19 protein-coding genes are annotated in these 20020 nt (G+C 64.9%); 13 read left to right on the top strand and 6 right to left on the bottom strand.

Annotated elements, in window-relative coordinates; genetic code table 11:
- Nucleotides 1–9: 9 nt before the first annotated feature.
- The 3 genes from P0Y52_12495 (at nucleotide 10) to P0Y52_12505 (ending at nucleotide 3942) form a co-directional block, all read left to right on the top strand.
- A complete protein-coding gene (locus P0Y52_12495; GenBank protein WEK57351.1) occupies nucleotides 10–687 on the top strand; it encodes a pyrimidine 5'-nucleotidase in 678 nt (225 codons plus the stop codon).
- A complete protein-coding gene (gene dapD / locus P0Y52_12500) occupies nucleotides 684–1553 on the top strand; it encodes a 2,3,4,5-tetrahydropyridine-2,6-dicarboxylate N-succinyltransferase (protein ID WEK57352.1) in 870 nt (289 codons plus the stop codon). Before P0Y52_12495 ends, dapD begins: the two co-directional genes overlap by 4 nt.
- A gap of 103 nt (nucleotides 1554–1656) precedes the next feature.
- A complete protein-coding gene (locus P0Y52_12505; GenBank protein WEK57353.1) occupies nucleotides 1657–3942 on the top strand; it encodes a S8 family serine peptidase in 2286 nt (761 codons plus the stop codon).
- A 76-nt stretch (nucleotides 3943–4018) separates the two neighbouring features.
- Here the strand turns inward: P0Y52_12505 and P0Y52_12510 are convergent, their stop codons facing one another.
- On the bottom strand, nucleotides 4019–5191 hold the full coding sequence (locus tag P0Y52_12510; GenBank protein ID WEK57354.1) for an acetyl-CoA C-acetyltransferase: 1173 nt from the start codon (nucleotides 5189–5191) through the stop codon (nucleotides 4019–4021).
- A 148-nt stretch (nucleotides 5192–5339) separates the two neighbouring features.
- Here P0Y52_12510 and P0Y52_12515 point away from each other — a divergent pair, with 148 nt between their 5' ends.
- The 3 genes from P0Y52_12515 to P0Y52_12525 all read left to right on the top strand — a co-directional run bounded on the left by P0Y52_12515 (nucleotide 5340) and on the right by P0Y52_12525 (nucleotide 7099).
- The gene (locus P0Y52_12515) at nucleotides 5340–6050 is read left to right on the top strand and encodes a hemolysin III family protein (protein ID WEK57355.1); all 711 of its coding nucleotides are present in this window, start codon (nucleotides 5340–5342) and stop codon (nucleotides 6048–6050) included.
- A gap of 72 nt (nucleotides 6051–6122) precedes the next feature.
- Complete coding sequence (gene phaR, locus P0Y52_12520) at nucleotides 6123–6740, top strand: polyhydroxyalkanoate synthesis repressor PhaR (GenBank protein WEK57356.1); 618 nt, start codon at nucleotides 6123–6125, stop codon at nucleotides 6738–6740.
- Entirely contained in the window at nucleotides 6737–7099 is a 363-nt protein-coding gene (locus tag P0Y52_12525; protein WEK57357.1) for a hypothetical protein, read from the top strand. The genes phaR and P0Y52_12525 overlap by 4 nt, the downstream gene beginning before the upstream one ends.
- Before the next feature lie 138 nt (nucleotides 7100–7237).
- On the opposite strand, the gene P0Y52_12530 is transcribed toward P0Y52_12525, so the two are convergent.
- Both P0Y52_12530 and P0Y52_12535 read right to left on the bottom strand, forming a co-directional pair.
- Entirely contained in the window at nucleotides 7238–7663 is a 426-nt protein-coding gene (locus P0Y52_12530; protein ID WEK57358.1) for a hypothetical protein, read from the bottom strand.
- Between the two features lie 66 nt (nucleotides 7664–7729).
- Nucleotides 7730–8467 (bottom strand): glycosyltransferase family 2 protein, encoded by a 738-nt coding sequence (locus tag P0Y52_12535; protein ID WEK57359.1) that lies wholly within the window; start codon nucleotides 8465–8467, stop codon nucleotides 7730–7732.
- Nucleotides 8468–8571: 104 nt separating this feature from the next.
- Between P0Y52_12535 and P0Y52_12540 the strand changes: the two genes are divergently transcribed.
- The 6 genes from P0Y52_12540 (at nucleotide 8572) to P0Y52_12565 (ending at nucleotide 15542) form a co-directional block, all read left to right on the top strand.
- Entirely contained in the window at nucleotides 8572–10245 is a 1674-nt protein-coding gene (locus P0Y52_12540) for a glycosyltransferase family 39 protein (GenBank protein ID WEK57360.1), read from the top strand.
- Nucleotides 10245–11168: a hydroxymethylglutaryl-CoA lyase gene (locus tag P0Y52_12545; protein ID WEK57361.1), complete on the top strand. Its 924-nt coding sequence runs from the start codon at nucleotides 10245–10247 to the stop codon at nucleotides 11166–11168. Before P0Y52_12540 ends, P0Y52_12545 begins: the two co-directional genes overlap by 1 nt.
- 558 nt (nucleotides 11169–11726) lie before the next feature.
- On the top strand, nucleotides 11727–12482 hold the full coding sequence (locus tag P0Y52_12550; protein ID WEK57362.1) for a sugar phosphate nucleotidyltransferase: 756 nt from the start codon (nucleotides 11727–11729) through the stop codon (nucleotides 12480–12482).
- A gap of 115 nt (nucleotides 12483–12597) precedes the next feature.
- Nucleotides 12598–13686 carry a polysaccharide biosynthesis/export family protein gene (locus P0Y52_12555; GenBank protein ID WEK57363.1) on the top strand — a complete coding sequence of 363 codons (1089 nt, stop codon included), beginning with the start codon at nucleotides 12598–12600 and terminating at the stop codon, nucleotides 13684–13686.
- A 25-nt stretch (nucleotides 13687–13711) separates the two neighbouring features.
- On the top strand, nucleotides 13712–14401 hold the full coding sequence (locus P0Y52_12560; protein WEK57364.1) for a hypothetical protein: 690 nt from the start codon (nucleotides 13712–13714) through the stop codon (nucleotides 14399–14401).
- Nucleotides 14382–15542 carry a hypothetical protein gene (locus P0Y52_12565; GenBank protein ID WEK57365.1) on the top strand — a complete coding sequence of 387 codons (1161 nt, stop codon included), beginning with the start codon at nucleotides 14382–14384 and terminating at the stop codon, nucleotides 15540–15542. The genes P0Y52_12560 and P0Y52_12565 overlap by 20 nt, the downstream gene beginning before the upstream one ends.
- A 55-nt stretch (nucleotides 15543–15597) precedes the next feature.
- Here the strand turns inward: P0Y52_12565 and P0Y52_12570 are convergent, their stop codons facing one another.
- Together P0Y52_12570 and P0Y52_12575 are read right to left on the bottom strand one after the other, a co-directional pair.
- Complete coding sequence (locus tag P0Y52_12570) at nucleotides 15598–16764, bottom strand: LegC family aminotransferase (GenBank protein ID WEK57366.1); 1167 nt, start codon at nucleotides 16762–16764, stop codon at nucleotides 15598–15600.
- A gap of 10 nt (nucleotides 16765–16774) precedes the next feature.
- The gene (locus P0Y52_12575) at nucleotides 16775–17770 is read right to left on the bottom strand and encodes an SDR family NAD(P)-dependent oxidoreductase (protein ID WEK57367.1); all 996 of its coding nucleotides are present in this window, start codon (nucleotides 17768–17770) and stop codon (nucleotides 16775–16777) included.
- Between the two features lie 161 nt (nucleotides 17771–17931).
- Here P0Y52_12575 and P0Y52_12580 point away from each other — a divergent pair, with 161 nt between their 5' ends.
- Entirely contained in the window at nucleotides 17932–18888 is a 957-nt protein-coding gene (locus tag P0Y52_12580; protein WEK57368.1) for a hypothetical protein, read from the top strand.
- A 66-nt stretch (nucleotides 18889–18954) separates the two neighbouring features.
- Here the strand turns inward: P0Y52_12580 and P0Y52_12585 are convergent, their stop codons facing one another.
- Complete coding sequence (locus P0Y52_12585; protein ID WEK57369.1) at nucleotides 18955–19998, bottom strand: hypothetical protein; 1044 nt, start codon at nucleotides 19996–19998, stop codon at nucleotides 18955–18957.
- Between the last annotated feature and the right edge of the window lie 22 nt (nucleotides 19999–20020).

Raw genomic sequence — 20020 nt, forward strand, 5'->3', positions numbered from 1 at the left:
ACGGCAGAAGTGACCACCGAGATCGGCGCCGACCTGCGTCACGTCCGCTCCTGGGTGTTCGATCTCGACAACACCCTCTACCCGCCGGAAAGCCTGTTCCTGAAACAGGTCGAACAGCGCATCAATCAGTATGTGGTGCGCACATCGGGCCTGGAGTCCGCCGAGGCACTCAGCGTTCAGCGCGGCTATCTGCACGACTACGGCACCTCGCTGGCCGGTCTGATGATGCACTATGACATCGACCCCCACGACTTCCTGGCCGAGGTCCACGATGTGCCGCTGGACGTGCTGACGCCCGATCCCGGCCTGCACGCGGCGCTGGAACGCTTGAGCGGACCGCGCCTGATCTTCACCAACGGCTCGATCGGCCACGCCCGGCGGGTCATGGAGAAGCTGGAGCTGACACGCTTCTTCGACGGAATCTTCGCCCTGGAAGACGCCGACCTGATCCCCAAGCCGGACCCGCGCACCTTCCAGAAAATGCTGGCCCGGTTCGGCGTCGATCCGACCACGGCCTGCTTCTTCGAGGACACGCCCAAGAACCTGGAGCCGGCCCACGCCATCGGCATGACCACGGTTCTGGTCGGTCCCAAGGCCTTCACGGCTGAAGGCGAGCATATCCACCATCGGGCCGCGACCGTCGGCCCCTTCCTGACCACCGCCATGCTGGACGGAGATCCGCAATGACCGACCTGACCCATCTGGAATCCGTCATCGAAGCCGCCTGGGAAGCCCGCGCCGAGGTTTCGGCCGCTACGCGCGGCGAGGTCCGCGACGCCGTCGACACCGCCCTGGCCCTGCTGGACGCAGGACAGGCCCGCGTCGCTACGCGCGGCGCGGACGGCGTCTGGACCACCCATCAATGGCTGAAGAAGGCCGTGCTGCTGTCCTTCCGCCTGAACGACAACGTCATCATGCGTGCGGGCCACGCCCCCACCCTGCCGCTGTCGGCCGATCACCCGGTCGCCGTCGGTCCCTTCTGGGACAAGGTGCCCAACAAGTTCGGCGACTGGAGCGCCGCCGACTATCAGGCTGCCGGCTTCCGTTCGGTGCCGGGCGCCATCGTCCGTCGCGGCGCCCACGTGGCCAAGAACGTCGTGCTGATGCCGTCCTTCGTCAACATCGGCGCCTTTGTCGATGAAGGCTCGATGGTCGACGCCTGGGCCACGGTCGGTTCCTGCGCCCAGATCGGCAAGAACGTCCACCTGTCGGGCGGCGCCGGCATCGGCGGCGTGCTGGAGCCGCTGCAGGCCAACCCGACCATCATCGAGGACGGCTGCTTCATCGGCGCCCGCGCCGAGGTGGCCGAGGGCGTCATCGTCCGCGAAGGCGCGGTCCTGGCCATGGGCGTCTATCTGTCGGGCTCGACCAAGATCGTCGACCGCGCCACCGGCGAGATCTTCCGCGGCGAGGTGCCGGCCTATTCCGTCGTGGTGCCGGGCGCCCTGCCCGACCCGAACGGCGGTCCGTCGCTCTATTGCGCCGTCATCGTCAAGCGCGTCGACGCCCAGACCCGCGCCAAGACTGGCGTCAATGAACTGCTGCGCGACTGATCGAAGGTTTACCGCCAGCAACGCGCCGCATCGACACATAAACGGCTCGCCAACGGCGCGAACTATGGCCTAATGGCGGCCTTGTTTTCCGGGGGAGGCGGCGTTGACGATCAAGGGTCTGCGCAAGGTAGCGATTTCACTTGGCGCGCTCGGCCTTCTGGCCCTGCCCCTCGCCGCTTGCGGCGGGGGCGGGGGTGGAGGCGGGGGCGTCGTCACGCCTCCGCCACCTCCTCCGCCACCGCCCCCGCCACCCCCACCCCCGCCGCCGGCGACCATTCCGTCGGCGAACTCGTCCGAGTATCTGAGGAACTACGGCGTCGGGAACACCGGCGCCATCGCCGCCTGGCAGACGGGGGCGACGGGGCGCGGCGTCACGGTCGGCGTAGTCGACAGCGGCATCAAGCTGGATCACCAGGACCTGGCGGTGAACATCTCTCCCCTGTCCACCGACGTCATCTACGGCCGCAACCAGCCGCAGGGTCCGGACACCCATGGGACGAGCGTTTCAGGCGTCATCGCCGCAGCCTTCAACAACTACGGCACGGTCGGGGTCGCCTATAACGCCACCATCCTTTCGATCCGCGCCGACGTCAGCAATTGCAGCGATCCCAAGGAAACCGTCTGCTTCTACGGGTCCGACCTGGCCCGCGCCCTGGACTACGCCGTCGCCAACGGGGCCAAGATCATCAACCTGTCGCTGGGCGGGGAAGGCCCCCTGGGCGCCGCGTTTGAAAACGCATTGGGGCGGGCGATCAACGCCGGCGTGGTCTTCGCCGTGGCCTCGGGCAATGAGGCCGGAACCAACCCCGAATGGCCTGGCCGCTACGCCAGCGACCCGCGCTTTGCGGGCGGGATCATCGTCACCGGCGCCCACGACAACGCCAATCAGATCGCCGGCTTCTCGAACCGCGCCGGGGTGTCGCAGACCTATTTCCTCTCGGCGCCCGGCGTTCAGATCTACACCGACTGCGAGGGAAACTCCTGTTGGATCGCCAACGGGACTTCCTTCGCCTCGCCCGCCGTGGCCGGGGCCCTGGCCCTGCTGCTTGAGGCCTTCCCCAACCTGACGGGCAAGCAGGCGGTCGATATCCTGCTGCGTACCGGACGCGACGCCGGGGATACGGGAACCGACGTGATCTATGGCCGCGGCCTGCTGGACATCGCCAAGGCCTTCCAGCCCGTCGGGACGACTTCCTCGCCCCAGGCGACGGGCCGGGCGGTTCAGGTCGCCATCGAACCGGGCGCCTATGTCGGCGGACCGTTCGGCGACGCCATGGGGCGCACCGACGCCCTGGGCACCATCGGCTATGATGAATACGAGCGCCTGTTCCGCATCGACATGGGCGCCGCCTATCGCATCGCCCCGCGCCGCAGCTATCAGCCGGAAAACCCCACGCCCATGCGTCAGTCGCAGGTGACGATGGACGGCCCCGGCGGGGCGAAGCTGTCGCTGGTCGCCGCTGTCCCGGTCGAGACGCCCGAGCCGATCCTGAATCGCTACACCCCCTTCGACGCCCCCTGGCTGGGCGACGAGGTCAAGCAGGAGGCCCTGTTCGACGTCACCGCCGGGCGGATGTCCTTCGCCGCCTGGCAAGGCAGGGGCGGATCGCGTTCGCCCTTCCGCACCGGCTCGGGCGACGGCTTCGCCGCCCTGGCGCAGGCCGACCACGCGGTGCGCGGGGCCATGGTCTTCGACGGCCTGGGCTTTGGCCCCCTGACCCTCAGCGCCGAGACCGGCGCCGGCGACCGCCGCGCCCCGCTGCGCTCGGTCGAACAGGACGTCTCCTCCTATGCCCGTGCCGCGCTGGACTGGCGCGGCGAGCACGGCGGCCTGTCGTTCAGCATGGGGGCTCTGGACGAGAAGATGGGACCGCTCGGCGCCTATATGCCGACGCGTTCGGACTTCGCCATGCCGTCGCGCACGCGCTTTGCGGCCTTCGGCGGCGACCTGTCGCTGGGCCGTGGCGTCGTGCTGAGCGGCGAGGCCGGTTTCGGCCGCACCGAGATCGAGGGCCGGTTCCTGAACCTGTCCAGCGCCGCCGTCAGCTCGACCTGGCGCATGGCCCTGCAATCCGACTGCCCGTCGTGGGCGCTCGGCTGCAGCCGTCTGACCTGGGAGATCTCGCAACCGTTGCGGATCGAGAGCGGAACCTTCAGCGCCTTCCTGGCCGACGTGCCGCTGGAGTATTTCGACCCCGTCACCTTCTCCGAGCGCCGCTTCTCGGCCAGCCCGTCGGGACGTCAGATCGACTTCTCTGTGCGCAGCCTGCACCCCCTGCCCGGCGGGTCGATGCTGCAACTGGAGGCCGTGGCCAGCCGCGACGAACAGCACCGCGCGGGCGCGCCCACCGGCTACGCCCTGCTGGGCAGCTGGCGACGCGGCTTCTGACGCTCAGCCCTCAGACATGAGAAAGGCCGGCGGATCGCTCCGCCGGCCTTTTGCATTTCAGCCTTGAGGCGCGACCTTAACGCTCAACGCACATGGCCACGCCCATGCCGCCGCCGATGCACAGGGTGGCCAGACCCTTCCGGGCGCCCGAGCGCTTCATCTCGTGCAGCAGGGTGGTCAGGACGCGGGCGCCCGAGGCGCCGACCGGGTGGCCGATGGCGATGGCGCCGCCGTTGACGTTCACCTTGGCCGCATCGAGGCCCAACTCCTTGACCACGCACAGCGACTGGGCGGCGAAGGCTTCGTTGGACTCGATCAGGTCCAGGTCGGCCACGGTCCAGCCGGCCTTCTCCAACGCCTTCTTCGAGGCCGGGATCGGGCCGGTGCCCATGATGGCCGGATCGACGCCCGCCGTGGCCCAGGAGGCGATGCGGGCCAGCGGTTCCAGACCGCGCGCCTTGGCCTCATCGGCCGACATCAGCACCAGAGCCGCAGCGCCGTCGTTGATGCCCGAGGCGTTGGCGGCCGTGACCGAGCCGTCCTTGACGAAGGCGGGCTTCAGCTTCTCCATCGCCTCGATGGTGGCGCCGTGGCGGATGTACTCGTCCTGATCCACGACCACGTCGCCCTTGCGGGTCGAGATGGTGACGGGGGCGATTTCGTCGACGAACTTGCCGGCCTTCTGGGCGGCCTCGGCCTTGTTCTGCGAGGCGACGGCGAAGGCGTCCTGCGACGCGCGATCGATCGACCACTTGTTGGCGATATTCTCGGCCGTCTGGCCCATGTGGTAGCCGTGGAAGGCGTCGATCAGGCCGTCCTGCAGCATGCTGTCCTTCAAGCCCAACTCACCCATCTTCTGGCCGTTGCGGAGCTGGGCGGTGTGGGGCGACTGGCTCATGCTTTCCTGACCGCCAGCGACGACGATCTTCGCGTCGCCCTGAACGATCTGCTGATAGGCCAGGGCCACGGCGCGCAGGCCCGAGCCGCACAGCTGGTTCAGGCTCCAGGCCGGGGTTTCGTTGGGCAGGCCGGCGCCGATCGAGGCCTGACGCGCCGGGCCCTGGCCCGCGCCCGCTTGCAGCACCTGGCCGAGGATGACTTCGTCCACGTCGGCGGCGGCCACGCCGGCCCGTTCCAGCGCCGCCTTGATGGCGACCTCGCCCAGCTTGGACGCGGGCAGGCTGGACAGGGCGCCCAGGAAGGAGCCGACCGGGGTGCGGGCGGCGGAAACGATCACTACATCAGTCATGATATTCACTCCGGGGAGAATTCTGGGCGAGGTTGTGCCGCATTCCACAGCCGGCGTCACCTCTCGCAGTTGCGAAGTTCAGCACTTCGTCATCATCAGGGCGCAATCTGACGGGAACGATACCCTCAGCGGACGCTTTTCAGGAGTGATGCTGGTGCGGCTTAAATCCTTGGCGCGACGGGTGTGGACGCCCGACGATCTCGACATGATCGAGCACTATCAATCGCGCGCCGAGCGTCTGGCCGATCTGTGGGTCCATATCGTGGGCCTGGGCCTGGCGGCGGTCGGCGGGGTCGTCCTGGCGGTCCTGGCCGGGCTCTACAGCGGGATCGGCGCCGTGGTGGCGACCGCCATATACGCCGTTTGCCTGCTGGCCATGCTGACCGCCTCGACCATCTATAATCAGACCCACCCCTGCGCCGCGCGGCCCGTGCTGCGGCGGCTGGACGAGGCGGCCATCTTCCTGATGATCGCCGGCAGCTACACCCCCTTCACCACCCAGAGGTTCGAAGGGGCGTGGTCGATCGGCTTCACCATCGCCGTCTGGGCCATCGCTCTGTCAGGCGTGGCGGTGAAGATGTTCGCCCCGCGCCTCTCGGATGTCTTCTGGAGCGGGGTCTATGTCCTGTTCGGCTGGGTGGCCATCTTTGCGCTGAAACCGATGATCGAGACGGTGCATCCACTGGCTCTGGGCCTATTGGTCGCAGGGGGGCTGATCTATACCTCGGGCGTCTTTGTCTTCATCAGCCAGAAGGTGAAATTCCGCCGCGCCATCTGGCACGGCTTCGTCGTCGCCGGGGCCGGCGTGCACTGGGCCGCCATCCTGATCGGCGTGGTATTGGCGCCCGGCGCCACCTGACCCTGCGGCGCCCTCTGGCCTTCGCGCGCGCAACGCGTGATAGTGCCGCGTTGCAACAACGCGAGAACAAGCGTGGCCGACAAGAAATCCGAGGGCGGAAAAACCCGTGATGGCGTCGTCGTCATCAAGAAGTATGCGAACCGGCGGCTCTATAACACCGCCACCAGCGCCTATGTGACGCTGGAAGACCTGGCGCAGATGGTGCGCGAGGGGGTCGAATTCGTCGTTTATGACGCCAAGACCAATGACGAACTGACGCGTCAGATCCTGACGCAGATCATCTTCGAGGAAGAGAGCCGCGGCGAGGCCCTGCTGCCGGTGCAGTTCCTGCGTCAGCTGATCGGCTTCTACGGCAACTCGATGCAGGCGGTGCTGCCGTCCTATCTGGAGATGTCGCTGGACAGCTTCAGCCGCCAGCAGGAGCAGCTGCGCAGCCAGTTCACCCGCACCTTCGCCGGCACGCCCGGCGGCGGCCTGATGGAAGAAGCCGTGCGCCAGAACATGGCCATGTTCGAGCGGGCCATGAAGATGTTCCCCGGCATGACCGCCTATGGCCGTCCCGGCGGCGAGGCCGAAAGGACGCCTGAGCCCGAGGCCGCGCCCGCCGCCGCCTCGCCCCTGGACGAGATGCGTCGTCAGATGGACGAGATGCGCGCCCAGATCGACCGCCTGGCCGGCGCCGACAAGTGACCGACGGCGTCCGCCCGATCAGCCCGATCGAGGGCCAGACGGTGCACGAGCGCCGTGAGGGCGATCGGCGCGAGCGTGATCGTCGCGCCGCTGCCCGGGCCGAAGAGGCCTCGCGCGCCGTGGTTCCAGCCGGAGAGCGGGTCGATCATGCCGCCTCCCCGGCAAAGCCTGCCGTGTCGCCGCTCTCGCCTCCGGCCCTGTTCGCCGCGCAGGTGCTGGGTCAGAAGGGGCAGAAACGCGGACTGAAGGGCGGGCCGCCGGTTCTGGACGCCGCCCGCTCGACCTATCTGGGCGCGGAATATTCGGGCAAGCGCGACCGACGCCCCCGCGTGGGCAGGGCGAGACAGACCGAGGTCTAGGCCGCTCCAACGAATGGCACGCCGTTTGCGACGGCTCCGGCGTCTTCGACCGGAGTTTCGCCCATGGCCGTCCTCAACCTCGCCGCCCGCCTGTTCGACGTGACCGTGGTCGCCCTGGTCTTCGTCGCCTTCAGCTAATCAGCGCGGGTTCATGTCGAAGTCGCGCCGCGAGGCGATGATGGTGACGATGAAGCCGGCCAGCACGTCCAGCAGCACCATGGTCAGGATCAGGAAGAAGACCGATCCCGCAAACCCCGGCAGCAGCAGGAACTCGACCAGGCAGACCACGAACAGCACCATCGACAGGGCGTGATTGACGATGGCCACCCGCTGGCTGGAGGTCGACTTCAGCAGTTCGACAAACAGCAGGATCAGCGACAAAAACAGGATCAGGTCGCCGACGCTGACGCTCCACACCGCGCCCGAGGTCATGGGCACGCGAAACAGGACTTCGCCCAGCACCGAGGTCTGGCCTAGGACCGCGTCCGGCGCGCTCCCGCCCAGCAGAACGACCAGGTTGTAGATCACGACCGGAACGATCAGCAGCGGTATGGCGATCAGCATGGCGGCCCCTCCAGATCGCCCTGCTTACCCCGGTTTCCGATGCGCGGCCATATGGGCCAAGCGCGGTCAGAACTCGCTGATCGCGCCCGGACGACGCGAGCGCGACTTCAGCCACATCACGCCCAGAAGGTCCGAGAACGACGCCCGCAGCCGACCCCAGTTGGTGTATTTCGACTGGCCCGTCTCGCGGTGGCGGTGATCGACGTCGAGGTAGCGGTTCTCATAGCCCTCGCGGATCGTCAGCGCCGGCAGGTAGCGGTGGATGTGATCGAAGTAGGGCAGACGCAGGAAGACGTCGCGACGGAAGGCCTTCAATCCGCAGCCGGTGTCATCGGCGTCGTCGGACAGCAGCTTGCGCCGGATGCGGTTGGCCCAGATCGAGGCCTGACGCTTGGCGTTCGTGTCCTGACGCTTGGCGCGGACGCCGCCGACCAGGGCGACATTGGCGGGCGCCGCGATCAGGGCGTCGGCCAGGCGCGGGGCGTCGGCGGGCGGATTCTGGCCATCGCCGTCCAGCGTCACGACGATGGGCGCGCGCGCCGCCAGGACGCCGGTGCGCACCGCGCGGCTCTGACCCGCATTGGTCGCATGCGACAACACCCGCAGCGTCGGCAGTTCCGCCATCGCCGCCTGCAGCTCGGCCAGGGTCGAGTCTCGGCTGGCGTCATTGACGAAGATCATCTCATAAGACCGACCGGCGAAGGCCTCGGCGATCTCGCGCGCCAGAGGCACGGCGGCGCCGGATTCGTCGTGAACGGGCACGACGACGGAAATATCGGGAGTCGAGGCAGAGCTATCGGTCATCGTCGCTCTGTAGCGCATCGCCGGGGGCGAGGAAAACGGGGGACGCGCGACCGATGCAAAGCTGAAGCTTCCGGGGGGCGGCGTCGGCGTGATACGACAGCGCCATGAACCGCCCGAACCTGGATCACCTCATCGCCGGCTGGCGCGGCCCCGTTCTGGCGGCCCTGCTGGCCCTGCTCGCCGGCCTGCCCAGCCTGATGCTGCTGCCGCCGCTGGACCGCGACGAAAGCCGCTTCGCCCAGGCGACCGCGCAGATGCTGGAAAGCGGCGACTTCGTCGACATCCGCTTCCAGGACGAACCGCGCTGGAAGAAGCCGGTCGGCATCTACTGGATGCAGGCCGCCGCCGTGGCCCTGACCTCCGACGTCGAGGACCGCAATATCCAGCCCTATCGCCTGCCGTCGCTGTTCGGAGCCATGCTGGCCGCCTGGGCCGTGGCCTGGGCGGGCGCGGCCCTGTTCGGCAATCGCGCGGGCTTTTTGGCGGGCGCCATGCTGGGCGCGACCTTCCTTTTGTCGTCCGAGGCGGGCATCGCCAAGACCGACGCCATGCTGTGCGGCCTGACCACATTGTCGATGGCGGCGCTGGCGCGGATCTACATGGCGACGCGAGCCAGTGAGAAGCCGGTGCGCTGGCACAAGCTGCTGTTCTGGCTGGGCATCGGCCTGTCCATCCTGATCAAGGGACCGATCGGGCTTCTGGTCGTGGCCCTGTCGATCATCGCCCTGACGGTCTGGGACCGAAACATCAAGTGGCTGGGTCAGCTCGGCTGGGGCTGGGGCCTGCCTCTGGTGGCCCTGCTGGTCGGCCCCTGGGCCATCGCCGTCACCATCGCCACAGACGGCGGCTTCTGGCGTGAAGCCATCGGCGGCGATCTGGCGCCCAAGCTGACCGGCGCCCACGAAAGCCACGGCGGCTTCATCGGCATGTACGCCCTGCTGTCGCCCCTGCTGTTGTTCCCCGTCACCCTGATGCTGCCCGCCGCCCTGTCGACCGGCTGGCGCCGCCGCGCCGAGCCGGCCATCCGCTTCGCCGTCTGCTGGCTGGTGCCCGCCTGGCTGATGTTCGAGATCGCCCCGACCAAGCTGTGGCACTATACCCTGCCTACGTTTGGCGCGATCGCGCTTCTGGCCGCCGCCGCCCTGACCCAGCCCATCGGCAAGGTCTCGCGCATATCCGGCGCCCTGCTGGGCCTGTTCGCCGCCGTCATCATCTGCGCCATCACCGTCTATGGCCTGACCGAGTTCGGGCGTTCGACGGCCCAGACCTGGGCCACCGTGACCATCGTCTTCGCCGTCATGGCGGCGGCGGTCGGCGGCTTCCTGCTGGTCAATCGGGCGGCGATCACCGGCGTCCTGGCCGCCATCCTGTGCGGCGTCATCGCTCACGCCGGTCTGGCCGGGACCGTCCGCCAGTTGCGCCCCCTGTCCATCGCCCCGCGCCTGGTGAAGACCCTGGAGTCGGCCGAGCTGAGCCCCGCCCAGGGCCGCTATCCCGGCCCGGTGGCCATCACCGGCTTCCACGAGCCCAGCTTCGTCTTCCTGACCGGGCGCGACACCCAGCTGACCGACGGCCCCGGCGCCGCCCGCGCCCTGGCCGAGGGCCGCCCCGCCATCGTCGAGGCCCACGACGACGAGGCCTTCCGTCGCGCCCTGGCTGACCTCGGCGCCGCCGGACGCGCCGTCGGCGTGGTCAGCGGCCACAACTACTCCTCCGGCGACGACGTGCGCCTGACCGTCTATGCCCCCGCCGGAGCGGGCGAGCGGAGCGCCCGCTGATGGGTCGCTTCATCCAGATCGTCGAGGTCGGGCCGCGCGACGGCCTGCAGAACGAAAAGGCCGTGCTGACGCCCGCCGTCCGCGCCGACTTCGTGCAACGCCTCGAAGCCGCGGGCGCCAAACGCATCGAGGCTGTCAGCTTCGTCCATCCCAAATACGTGCCGCAGATGGCCGGCGCCGAAGAGGTCATGGCCGCCCTGCCCCCCGCCGAGGGTCGCAGCCGCATCGGCCTCGTTTTGAACGGCAAGGGCTATGACCGCGCGCTCGGCACGGCGGTGGACGAGGTCAATGTCGCCATGTCCGCCACCGACGGTTTCGGCCTGAAGAACCAGGGCCTCAACGTCGACCAGCAGGTGCAGATGCTGTCCGACATCATGGCGGGCCGTCGCAATGCCGAGGGTGCGCCGGGCGCGACGCCCAAGCTGTCGGCCACCCTGTCCTGCGTCTGGGGCTGCCCCTTCGACGGCGAGGTCTCGGTCGAACAGGTCAGCGAACTGGTCGCCCGCATCGCGGCGCTGGGCGTCGAAGAGATCGCCCTGGCCGACACCATCGGCGTCGGCGATCCGTGGAGCGTCACAAAAAAGGTTGAAGCCGCCCGCAAGGCCGCCCCCGACGCGACCCTTCGCCTGCATTTCCACGACACCCGCAACACCGGCCTGGCCAACGCCTACGCCGGGGTCGAGGCCGGGATCGACATCCTCGACGCCTCCGTCGGCGGCATCGGCGGCTGCCCCTTCGCGCCCGGCGCAACCGGCAACATCGCCACCGAGGATCTGGTCTACATGCTGGAGCGCGCCGGCTTCGAAACCGGCTACGACCTCGACCAGTTGATCGAAAGCGCCCGCTGGATCGGCCAGAAGATCAACAAACCCCGCCTCAGCGCCTTGAGCAGGGCGGGGGGCTGGCCGAGCTGCCCACTTTAAAAGCGTGCACCCGGCGCGCAGCCTGCCACTTCACAGATCAGGGCGCGTGCAATCGATCTTATCGGACAGCCCCGCATTTCTAGCCCCTTGGTCGACGCAAATGCTCTTGGATTGCGCGAGAGTTTGAACGGATAAGCAGAATTGGGAACACCCGTCGGATGCGCTAAGCGCGACCGGCTGCGACCAAATATTCTCCTACAAGCTGAGCGGCTGTGGGCTGGACCACCCTCGGCGTCTCCCCTACGCACAAATCGCTCCAAAGGATTTTGTTAAGAGAATAACGACAACGCTTAGACACGCTCGAAACGTCTGCTCAACCCTCCGCCATCCCGTTGAGAACCTTTAAGAACAAATGTTGCATTTTTGGGATATGGACCTTTGTCATGATCGTATGATCTAAAGCGTCTTTATAGATGCAGCGCCGACTCGTCCTTGCTTGTCGGGGTTTGGTAAATTTCATGGCCCACGGGCCGATAGGTCGAAGTGCAGTGTTGTTGGAACCGGGAACTCTGGCAGTCATTCTCGCTCGACCATTTATCCGTTTGAAGGCGTTCACCAATGCAGGCTGAAGTTCACGAACTGACCATCCGACCCGCAGCAGCCCGACGGGCGAACACGGTAGTCGTTATGGCAGGTGGCTTCGGCAGCCGCCTCGGCGACCTAACGCGCCACCTGCCCAAGCCCCTGATCCCTGTTGCAGGCCAACCCATGCTTGAACGAATCATCCACCGGATGAAGCGTTACGGCCTGCATAGCTATGTCCTGACAACGCACTATCTGCCGGAAAAAATTCGATCCCATTGTGGCGATGGCTCAGGTTGGGGTGTTCAAATTCGGTACGCGCATGAAGAAATTCCCTTGGGAACGGCGGGCGGACTTTCTCTGATCGGACCAGTAAACGACGATCCCATGTTGGTCTGCAATGCCGACATTTTGACGGATATCGACTATGTCGCGCTGCTGTCAGCGCATGAACGCCAGCAAGCAGACATGACGGTCGTAACTGTACCGCATGAGGTCAATGTGCCCTTCGGCGTGATCTCAGTAGACGACGCGGGTGAGATCCTCTCAGTGGTCGAGAAACCAAGCTTCTCTTACCGAGTCAGCGCGGGAACCTACGTCATCAATCCCCAACTGCTGCAACTCATCGCACCCGGCGAACGGGTCGACATGCCCCAACTTATGGAGCGGGCAAAGCAGAATGGCTATCTGGTCTGCGCCTATGAACATGACGGCTTCTGGATGGACGTGGGCCGCCCCGGCGACCTTCAGCGCGCCAGCGAGGAACTCAAGCCCGTAGAACTGACGGCCTGACCTCAAAGCTTGGCTTTTGGCGAAAACACAAGCGCATAAAAAGCGTGACGGCACTTTCCATCGCAGGCGCGACCGGCGTAGATGGCGAGGCGCGACTGCAAAGGGGCAAAGCCGAATGATCGCCAGATCGCCGATGATGGTCGCCTTGATGGGCATGGCCATGACACTTGTCGGCTGCGCGGGGCTTCCGACGGATGGACCGACCACCAAAGCTATTGGTTCCGGCAGCGATCTGCGGCTGCAGACTCTGACCCTCGCCGGAGTTCCAGAACAACGCGCGACATTTGAGCTTCCGGAGCCACAGACCTACGCTCCCGCGCCTTCGATGGCACGGTTCGTTGTGGCCAGAGGTGATGTCCTGACCATTGCCCTATTCGAGGGCTTGCCCGACGGCGTGTTTGCGACTCCGGCGACGGGCGGCAGCGTCTTTCCCGACGTTCCTGTACGCGAAGACGGCACGATCGTTCTTCCCTATGTCGGCGCCCTGCGCGTCGAAGGCCGCGACGTGGCGGCGATTCGTCTCGACATTCTCTCTCGCGTGCGCGGTTTCGCCACCCGCCCCGAAGCCTTAGTGGAGATCAAGTCCCGCAATCGCGGCAGCGTTTCAGTGGCCGGTGCTGTCAGAACGCCGGGCAGACTGGCGATCGGCTCGGACCTGCTAACGATTCAGGACGCGTTGTCCCGGGCGGGGGCTCCGTATGAGGCCCCATTCACGGCCAATGTCACCATCCGAAAGCATGACGGCGCATCCCAGGCGACGCTAGCGCAGATCCTCGCCGGTCCGCCCCTGCCGCTTGACGGGGACACAGACCTGATCGTCACTGTGAAGCCCGCCGTGTTCCAAGCGTTGGGAGCCGTGCGTCGTCAGGGCTCCCATCCGCTGGCGACCGCTGACGTCACGCTTCTCAACGCCCTGTCAGAAGCTGGCGGACTGGATCCGTTGCGCGCGAATCCGCGCGGTGTGTTTGTCTTCCGGTCGCCCGACACCACCGACACCGACCCGCGCCCCATCATCTATCAACTCGACATGCGCCAGCGCGACGCCTTCGCCGTCGCGCAACGCTTCCTGGTTCGTCCCGGCGACACCCTCTACGTCACCGAGGCGCCGGTGGCCCAATGGACCAAGATCTTGAGCGCCATCCAGGGCACGGTGGCTGTCGGGGCCAGCGCGGCGACGATCGAGCGCCTAGCTACCGCCAACTGACGCCGCTGATGGCCGGATCCCACTCGTGCTGACCTTCGACAACGTCTTTCTTCCCGGCGCTAAGAAGCGTCCGATATTCTCCGGGCTTTCCCTGAAGGTCGGCACACGCCGAGCCTTGGTCATTTCGGAACGCGACGACATTCCAGCCGGCTTCATCAACTTGGTCATCGGCTCCCGTCGGCCAGAGAAGGGCTCCGTCCGGCTCGACGGACGCCCGTCATGGCCGATTGGCCAGAGTCTGATGCGGGGCACGTTGACGGGGCGCGAAACTATCCGTTTCCTAGCCGACCTGTATAATCTCGACGCGCGAGCCTGCACCCGAGACGCCATCCGCTGGTTTGGCGCCGAGCGCATGGGCGTCATGATGAACAACTGGCCGACGATAGAGCGACTCAAGTTCGAGCGATTGGCGGTGCTCTGGCCCCAGTTCGACATCTATGTCGTCTATGGCGCCGGGCCGAGCCGCGACGAAGCCTTCGAGACTGAATGGCTCGCGCGCTTCCAGGAAAAGCTTGAAGGCCGCGGCCTGTTGGCGGTCTGCCCGCCGCTGGAGCCCTGGAGCTGGATGTGCGACGTCACCATTCTGCTGCGGCCCGATGAAGCCATATGCTACAGCGATATCACAGACGCGCTTCTGGATGTGAAACCTGCCGCAGCGGGCGAACTCATGGAAGAGTCGAAACGGACCCTTAACGATGACGATGAACTCTTCTAGGCTGGATTTCGTCAACCGCCTCGACATGTCCAAAGTCATCGACCCGTTTAGGCGCAGTCGGGCTTGGGCTCTGCTGGCCCTCACGACGGCGGCTGGGCTCTTGGTCGGCATGATCTACGCCTTGCTGTTGGCGCTGCCGCTCTATGCGTCGACTGCGACTGTAGTCGTTCGCGGAGGCACCGGTGAGATTTCGCCCAGCGCAGCCGCCTCCATGGCGCGCCGCACTGCCGCGACCGGCGACATGATCGCCCTCCTCGATGGTTTTCTGATCCAGGACTATCTTCAATCACCCGATGCGATGAAGGCGATCGACGCCAAGATCGGCCTATTCGCCATGTTTCCTGGCGGCAGCGCGGATCCGCTTCACCCCCTGCCCGCCAATCCGACCCCCGAGGAGAAGCTCAAATTCTACCGTTCCGTGGTTAAGGTGCGCTACAGCCTGACCCGTCAGAACGTCGAGATCGAAGGGTCCGCCCGACGTGCAGATCAGGCTGCCCGCATCACCCAAGCGACGCTTGAGCTCTCCGAGGCCTTCATCAACCGTTACAACGAGCGCGTCCGTGGCGACGTCCTGAGTTTTGCAGAGAGCGAAGTCCAGAAAGCGGAGCAGCGCGTTTCCGACTCGCAGGCCGAGATCCGCAACCTACGCAATACGACCGGCCGTCTCGATCCCTCGGCTGAGGCTACCCGGATCGGGGCCGTCATACAGCAGCTCGAAATTCAGCGCGCCGCCGCCGCCGCCGAACGCGCGTCGCTCCAAGCCTTGGGCGCCCCTGCGGGAAGCCCGAAGATGGCGGACCTGAACGCGCGCATTGGAACGCTCGATCACTTCATCGAGGCGCAACGCGACCTTCTGGTGGGCTCTGCAAGCGCGATTTCGGGAAACATCTCGGCCTTCGAGAACGCCAACAGCAACCTGGCGATGGCTCAAGAAAGCTTGAAAGAAACGCGGTCGCAACTCGCGGAAGCCCGAATTAACGCCTCACGCCAACAACGCTATCTGCTGACGATCAGCTCCCCCACCACGCCAACGCAAAAGGCTTGGCCACATACATGGATGGCCCTACTTGCCGGCGCCGCCATCGGGCTGATTGCCGGCATGATCTGGCTGCTGTTCACCAGGGCCTTCGGGGTCGACTGACCCAGGCGCAGGCGACCAGACCGCACGGCGTCGGTCGCCTGCTTACGCCCGTCGATCAGGCGGCGACGTCGTCCATGAGCCAAGGGCTGGACGGAATATTAATGAGCGTGTCCTCTATCCTGCGCGCCACGGCGAGGTCGCCGATCTTGGCGCAGTCGGCCAGATGCGGAAGATCCGGCATCAGCGACCAGACCGGCCGAGCCTCGATGCCATCGGCCTTCAACGCTTCGAGCGTGGCGTCCCTCTCTTGGCGATCACGAACGCGAATAGCCTGCAGCCAGTAGTTGGACATCACGCCTTGGGGCTCCCCCACGAAGCTGACATCGGGCAGCCCCTGGAAGACCGCCGCATAGCAGTTCGCTAGCGCTCGCTTCGCAGCCAAGAAGCCGTCCAACTGCTCCATCTGGGCCAAGCCCAGAGCAGCGTTGAGGTTCGGCAGGCGATAGTTGAAGCCCATCTCATCGTGCAGGAACGACCATTGATGCCGAACCCGCGCGGTGGTGGTCAGATGCTTCAGTCGATGCGCCAAGGCCTCGTCGTTGGTGACAATGCAGCCGCCACCGCCAGTGGTGACGATCTTGTTGCCATTGAAACTGACGGCCGCCGCATGGGCCAGCGAACCCGCGGAACGCCCGTTCCGGCTGGCGCCCAGGCTTTCAGCAGCATCTTCCAGGACGATGACCTGATAAGGTTCACAGGCGGCTTCGATGGCCGCGATGTCGATGACATGCCCGAAGATGTGCACAGGCAGGCAGGCTCGAACCCGACGCCCCTGATACCAGGCCTGACCGTTGCGGTGCTCGCACAGCGCCAGAAACTCGGCGACGGCCTGCGGCGAAAGCCCGAGAGTGTCTTCGTCGGAGTCTAGGAAGACTGGCGCCGCCCCAGTATAGAGGATGGCGTTGACCGTTGCGACGAAAGTCAGGGCCGGACAGAGCACCAGATCATCTGGCTGAACATCAACGGCATGAAGCAGGGCGTGGATCGCCGCCGTCCCATTCATAGTGGCGATGCCAAAGCGGCACCCTGATCGTCGCGCCACCTCATTCTCGAATTTTGTTACATACTCACCGACGGACGACACAAAAGTGCTGTCCAGGCAATCAAGTACATAGGCGCGTTCGTTGCCCCGGAAGACAGGGCTATGGAGCGGTACGACGCCTTCCAGACGAAGATCGTCTCGCAGAAAGCGGCGCAGGGCATCCGCGACAGGGCTCATCATTTTCTGGATCTCAGACGTTGTACTGGCCGGCCTTGTAGAGCTTCAGGTTCTCCGGGTTGGTGAACCATTCGACGGTTTCGCGCAGACCGTCCTTGAAGCCTTCGATCCCGCCATACTTGGGCGACCAGCCGAGCAATTCCTTGGCGCGCGAGTTGTCAGCCCACAAACGTTCGACTTCACTGGCGGTTGGGCGAACGCGGGCCGGATCGATCGAAACCTGCGGTTCGACGCCAACCACTTCACAGATGGTCCGAGCCAGATCGCCGATCGAGATCTCGAAATCAGAACCCAGGTTGATGGTCGAGCCCGCCGGCGCCTTGTCCATTGCCGCCATCATGCCTGCGGCCGTATCCTTGACAAAATTGAAGTCGCGGGTCGGGCTCAGGGAACCGAGCTGGATCACGCCCTTGTTGGCGATGGCTTGGCTGATGATGGTGGGGATGACCGCGCGTGCCGACTGACGCGGGCCGTATGTATTGAACGGCCGGCAAACGAAGACGTCGGTCTCGAACGAGCGATGGAATGACAGAGCCATCTGATCCGCGCCGGTCTTGGACGCGGCGTAGGGGCTCTGCGCCTCCAACGGATGAGATTCCGGGATCGGAACGTATTGAGCCGTGCCATAGACCTCAGAAGTGGAGGTGTGAAGCATACGCGCCCCCTGGCTGCGTGTAGCCTCCAGCATATTCAGCGTGCCGATGACGTTTGTCTCCACGTAGGAGCGAGGCGCAGCGTAGGAGTACGGAATGGCGATCAGAGCCGCCAAGTGGAATACATGATCAGCGCCCTTGACTGCCGCCATGCAGGTCGAAAGGTCCCGGACATCGCCAGACTGGGTCTCGAAGTGGCCCTTGACGTCGTCATCACAGCTGTCCAGCCAACCGTCCGAGTTGAACGAGTTGTACAACGTCATCGCCTTGACGTCATAGCCGGCGCGAACAAGCGCTTCGGTCAGGTGGGAGCCGATAAATCCGTCGGCACCGGTAACAACGACTTTCTTAGACATCAAACCCTCTGAGAGCACCTGCAACGCAACTGTACCACGCTACTTGGCCAGCTTTTGCCTTAGATTGAATCAGAATCCCACCCTTCTCATGACCAAGACGGGTTGAAGTCCTTCTGAACGCCATCTACCCCCTGCCAGGCTCACTTCTATAGGATAAGGCCATGCTCCTCCCCAGACGCCCGATCGTTCGTTTGATCGGCCTAGGCAATATCGGCTTTCGGCATCTGCAGGGCCTCGCGTCGATGGCCAAGGACATCCGCCTTGAAGGCTATGATCTCGCCCACTCGGCACGTGAGCGGGCTGGGCTCGAATGGTCCAGCTACACGGGGTCGGAGGGCGATTTCAGCCAGTTGCACGACACCCCGGCCGACCTCGCGATTCTGGCGACCTCCGCTGCAGGAAGGGAAACCATGATCCGGCAGGAATTGGATCGCGGTACGCGGCGCTTCCTCCTAGAAAAGGTGGTTTTCACCCAACAGGCCGCCTTTGATCGGATGCAGGCGGCGCTCCAGGCCGTCGGCGCCTCGGCCTACGTCAATACCGCCCGGCGTCTCTGGCCCCTGTATCAAAAGCTGGCCCAGGATACTCGCGCCTCGGGCCAGCCGGTGGCGCTTGAGGTTTCGGGCAGGCACCTGGGTCTTGCCTGCAATGGGGTTCACTTCATTGATCTTCTTCAGATGCTTTCGAGCGATATGGACATTACGGCTGTCGACGCCGACCTGTCCAAGCCGTGGCCATGCAAACGAGAGGGTTATTTTGAAATCTGGGGCGCCGTCCGCTTCCGCACCTCTGGCGGGTCCAGCCTGCTGCTATCGGTCGAAGAAGATGGCCCCGAAACGCCGCTCGTCAGGCTGACCCAGGGGGATCGCCACCTGACCATACTGGAAGGCGCCGGACAGTTGGTCGACCCGGCTGGAATCGTCGTCCAGGATATCGGCCGAGCCCCGTATCAAAGCGAATTGAGCGCCCTGTACGCGCGTCCGATGTTGGCCGACATGGCGCCGATGCTGCCATCCCTGGCCGAAAGCACCAGAGCCCATAAGGCCCTACTGGCTGTGCTTGAGCCAGCCTTCGCCAAGGCTGGACTGATGACCGACCAGGGCCTGCCGATCACTTAGGTCGCACCCGGAGTGCGTCCGGGCGGGAAGGTCTCGCTCGGACGCCCACGACCAGCTGCTTGAAATTCAGTGCTTGCTCAACCTGCCCGCCTGCACCATCAAGCCTACAGCGATCAGTGTGATGCTCACCACATAGCTATATGTCAGCGAGGATTCCGTTGACTGATATGTGGTGAAGAAAGCCGACCTCAGGGACTGAGTCGCGTCGAACAGGGGGTTCAGCAGCATCCATTTCGCAAGAAAATCAGGAAGCTGTTCGCTCACAAACACGATACCGCCCGTATAGAAGAATAGCCTGACGATCCAGGGTGTGAAGCGCACCAGGACCGGAACATAGCTGATCAGTCCTCTGAAAATGAGACCCGTGCCGATGGAGAAAAGGAATACGGCGAACCAACTTGCGACAACGCCTAGGATGCTGTCGATTTCCACTCCCCGACCGGTCAGTTCGATCAGGATCAGGAAGAAGCAGAGCGACCATGTGTAAAGGATCGCATAGGCAAGCGCTCGTGATAGAAGTACATCTATCATACGTATTCGGGGAATGAGCACGAGATTGGGCTCAACCGCCATGTTTGCTGTTCTCACGACGATGATCCGGAACATGAACCAGGCGCCAACGCCAAGGACGACGAACGGCAGGGTCTCCATGTCCATGATCGATGTAGCGCCGATCAGGGAGTAGATGCCGACGATGACGGCCATCTGGATGATAGGCTCGATAAAAATCCAGACCGCTGCCGCCGGCCCGATCCGGCTGAGGTGCCGCAGGAATCGGAGCGTCAGAGCGACAATCGTGCGCACCCGCCCAAGAGGATGAGCCCTGGGCGCCAGCTTGAACACCGTCGACACCGATGGATCGGGCGGGGTCTTGTCGACCTTAGGGCCTTCGGGTCGGAGCGCTTCATCTAGGTAGTCGCTCTCGAAATCCTTGGTCGCCTGACGAAGTGCACGCAGGCGTTCCGCCAGAACCGGACGAAAACGAGGCTGCGTCTCCGCTATCTTGCGGTGAAGGGTCTCGATTAGGTTTCTATAAACGAGCTTTCGATCCGACGGCGTGTTCGCTCCGCTCGACTGGATTGCCGCTCGAACCGTATCGTATTCGCTCATTCGGCATCCTTGTGCATCGCCT

The organism is Candidatus Brevundimonas phytovorans, from assembly GCA_029203145.1.
GTDB lineage: Bacteria > Pseudomonadota > Alphaproteobacteria > Caulobacterales > Caulobacteraceae > Brevundimonas > Brevundimonas phytovorans.

Excerpts from the sequence above, each read along its gene's own strand:
- dapD (WEK57352.1), top strand. The coding sequence starts at position 684 with ATGACCGACCTGACCCATCTGGAATCCGTCATCGAAGCCGCCTGGGAA.
- P0Y52_12510 (WEK57354.1), bottom strand. The coding sequence starts at position 5,191 with ATGACTGATGTAGTGATCGTTTCCGCCGCCCGCACCCCGGTCGGCTCC.
- P0Y52_12515 (WEK57355.1), top strand. The coding sequence starts at position 5,340 with ATGCTGGTGCGGCTTAAATCCTTGGCGCGACGGGTGTGGACGCCCGAC.
- P0Y52_12530 (WEK57358.1), bottom strand. The coding sequence starts at position 7,663 with ATGCTGATCGCCATACCGCTGCTGATCGTTCCGGTCGTGATCTACAAC.
- P0Y52_12535 (WEK57359.1), bottom strand. The coding sequence starts at position 8,467 with ATGACCGATAGCTCTGCCTCGACTCCCGATATTTCCGTCGTCGTGCCC.
- P0Y52_12540 (WEK57360.1), top strand. The coding sequence starts at position 8,572 with ATGAACCGCCCGAACCTGGATCACCTCATCGCCGGCTGGCGCGGCCCC.
- P0Y52_12545 (WEK57361.1), top strand. The coding sequence starts at position 10,245 with ATGGGTCGCTTCATCCAGATCGTCGAGGTCGGGCCGCGCGACGGCCTG.
- P0Y52_12550 (WEK57362.1), top strand. The coding sequence starts at position 11,727 with ATGCAGGCTGAAGTTCACGAACTGACCATCCGACCCGCAGCAGCCCGA.
- P0Y52_12555 (WEK57363.1), top strand. The coding sequence starts at position 12,598 with ATGATCGCCAGATCGCCGATGATGGTCGCCTTGATGGGCATGGCCATG.
- P0Y52_12565 (WEK57365.1), top strand. The coding sequence starts at position 14,382 with ATGACGATGAACTCTTCTAGGCTGGATTTCGTCAACCGCCTCGACATG.
- P0Y52_12570 (WEK57366.1), bottom strand. The coding sequence starts at position 16,764 with ATGATGAGCCCTGTCGCGGATGCCCTGCGCCGCTTTCTGCGAGACGAT.
- P0Y52_12575 (WEK57367.1), bottom strand. The coding sequence starts at position 17,770 with ATGTCTAAGAAAGTCGTTGTTACCGGTGCCGACGGATTTATCGGCTCC.
- P0Y52_12580 (WEK57368.1), top strand. The coding sequence starts at position 17,932 with ATGCTCCTCCCCAGACGCCCGATCGTTCGTTTGATCGGCCTAGGCAAT.
- P0Y52_12585 (WEK57369.1), bottom strand. The coding sequence starts at position 19,998 with ATGAGCGAATACGATACGGTTCGAGCGGCAATCCAGTCGAGCGGAGCG.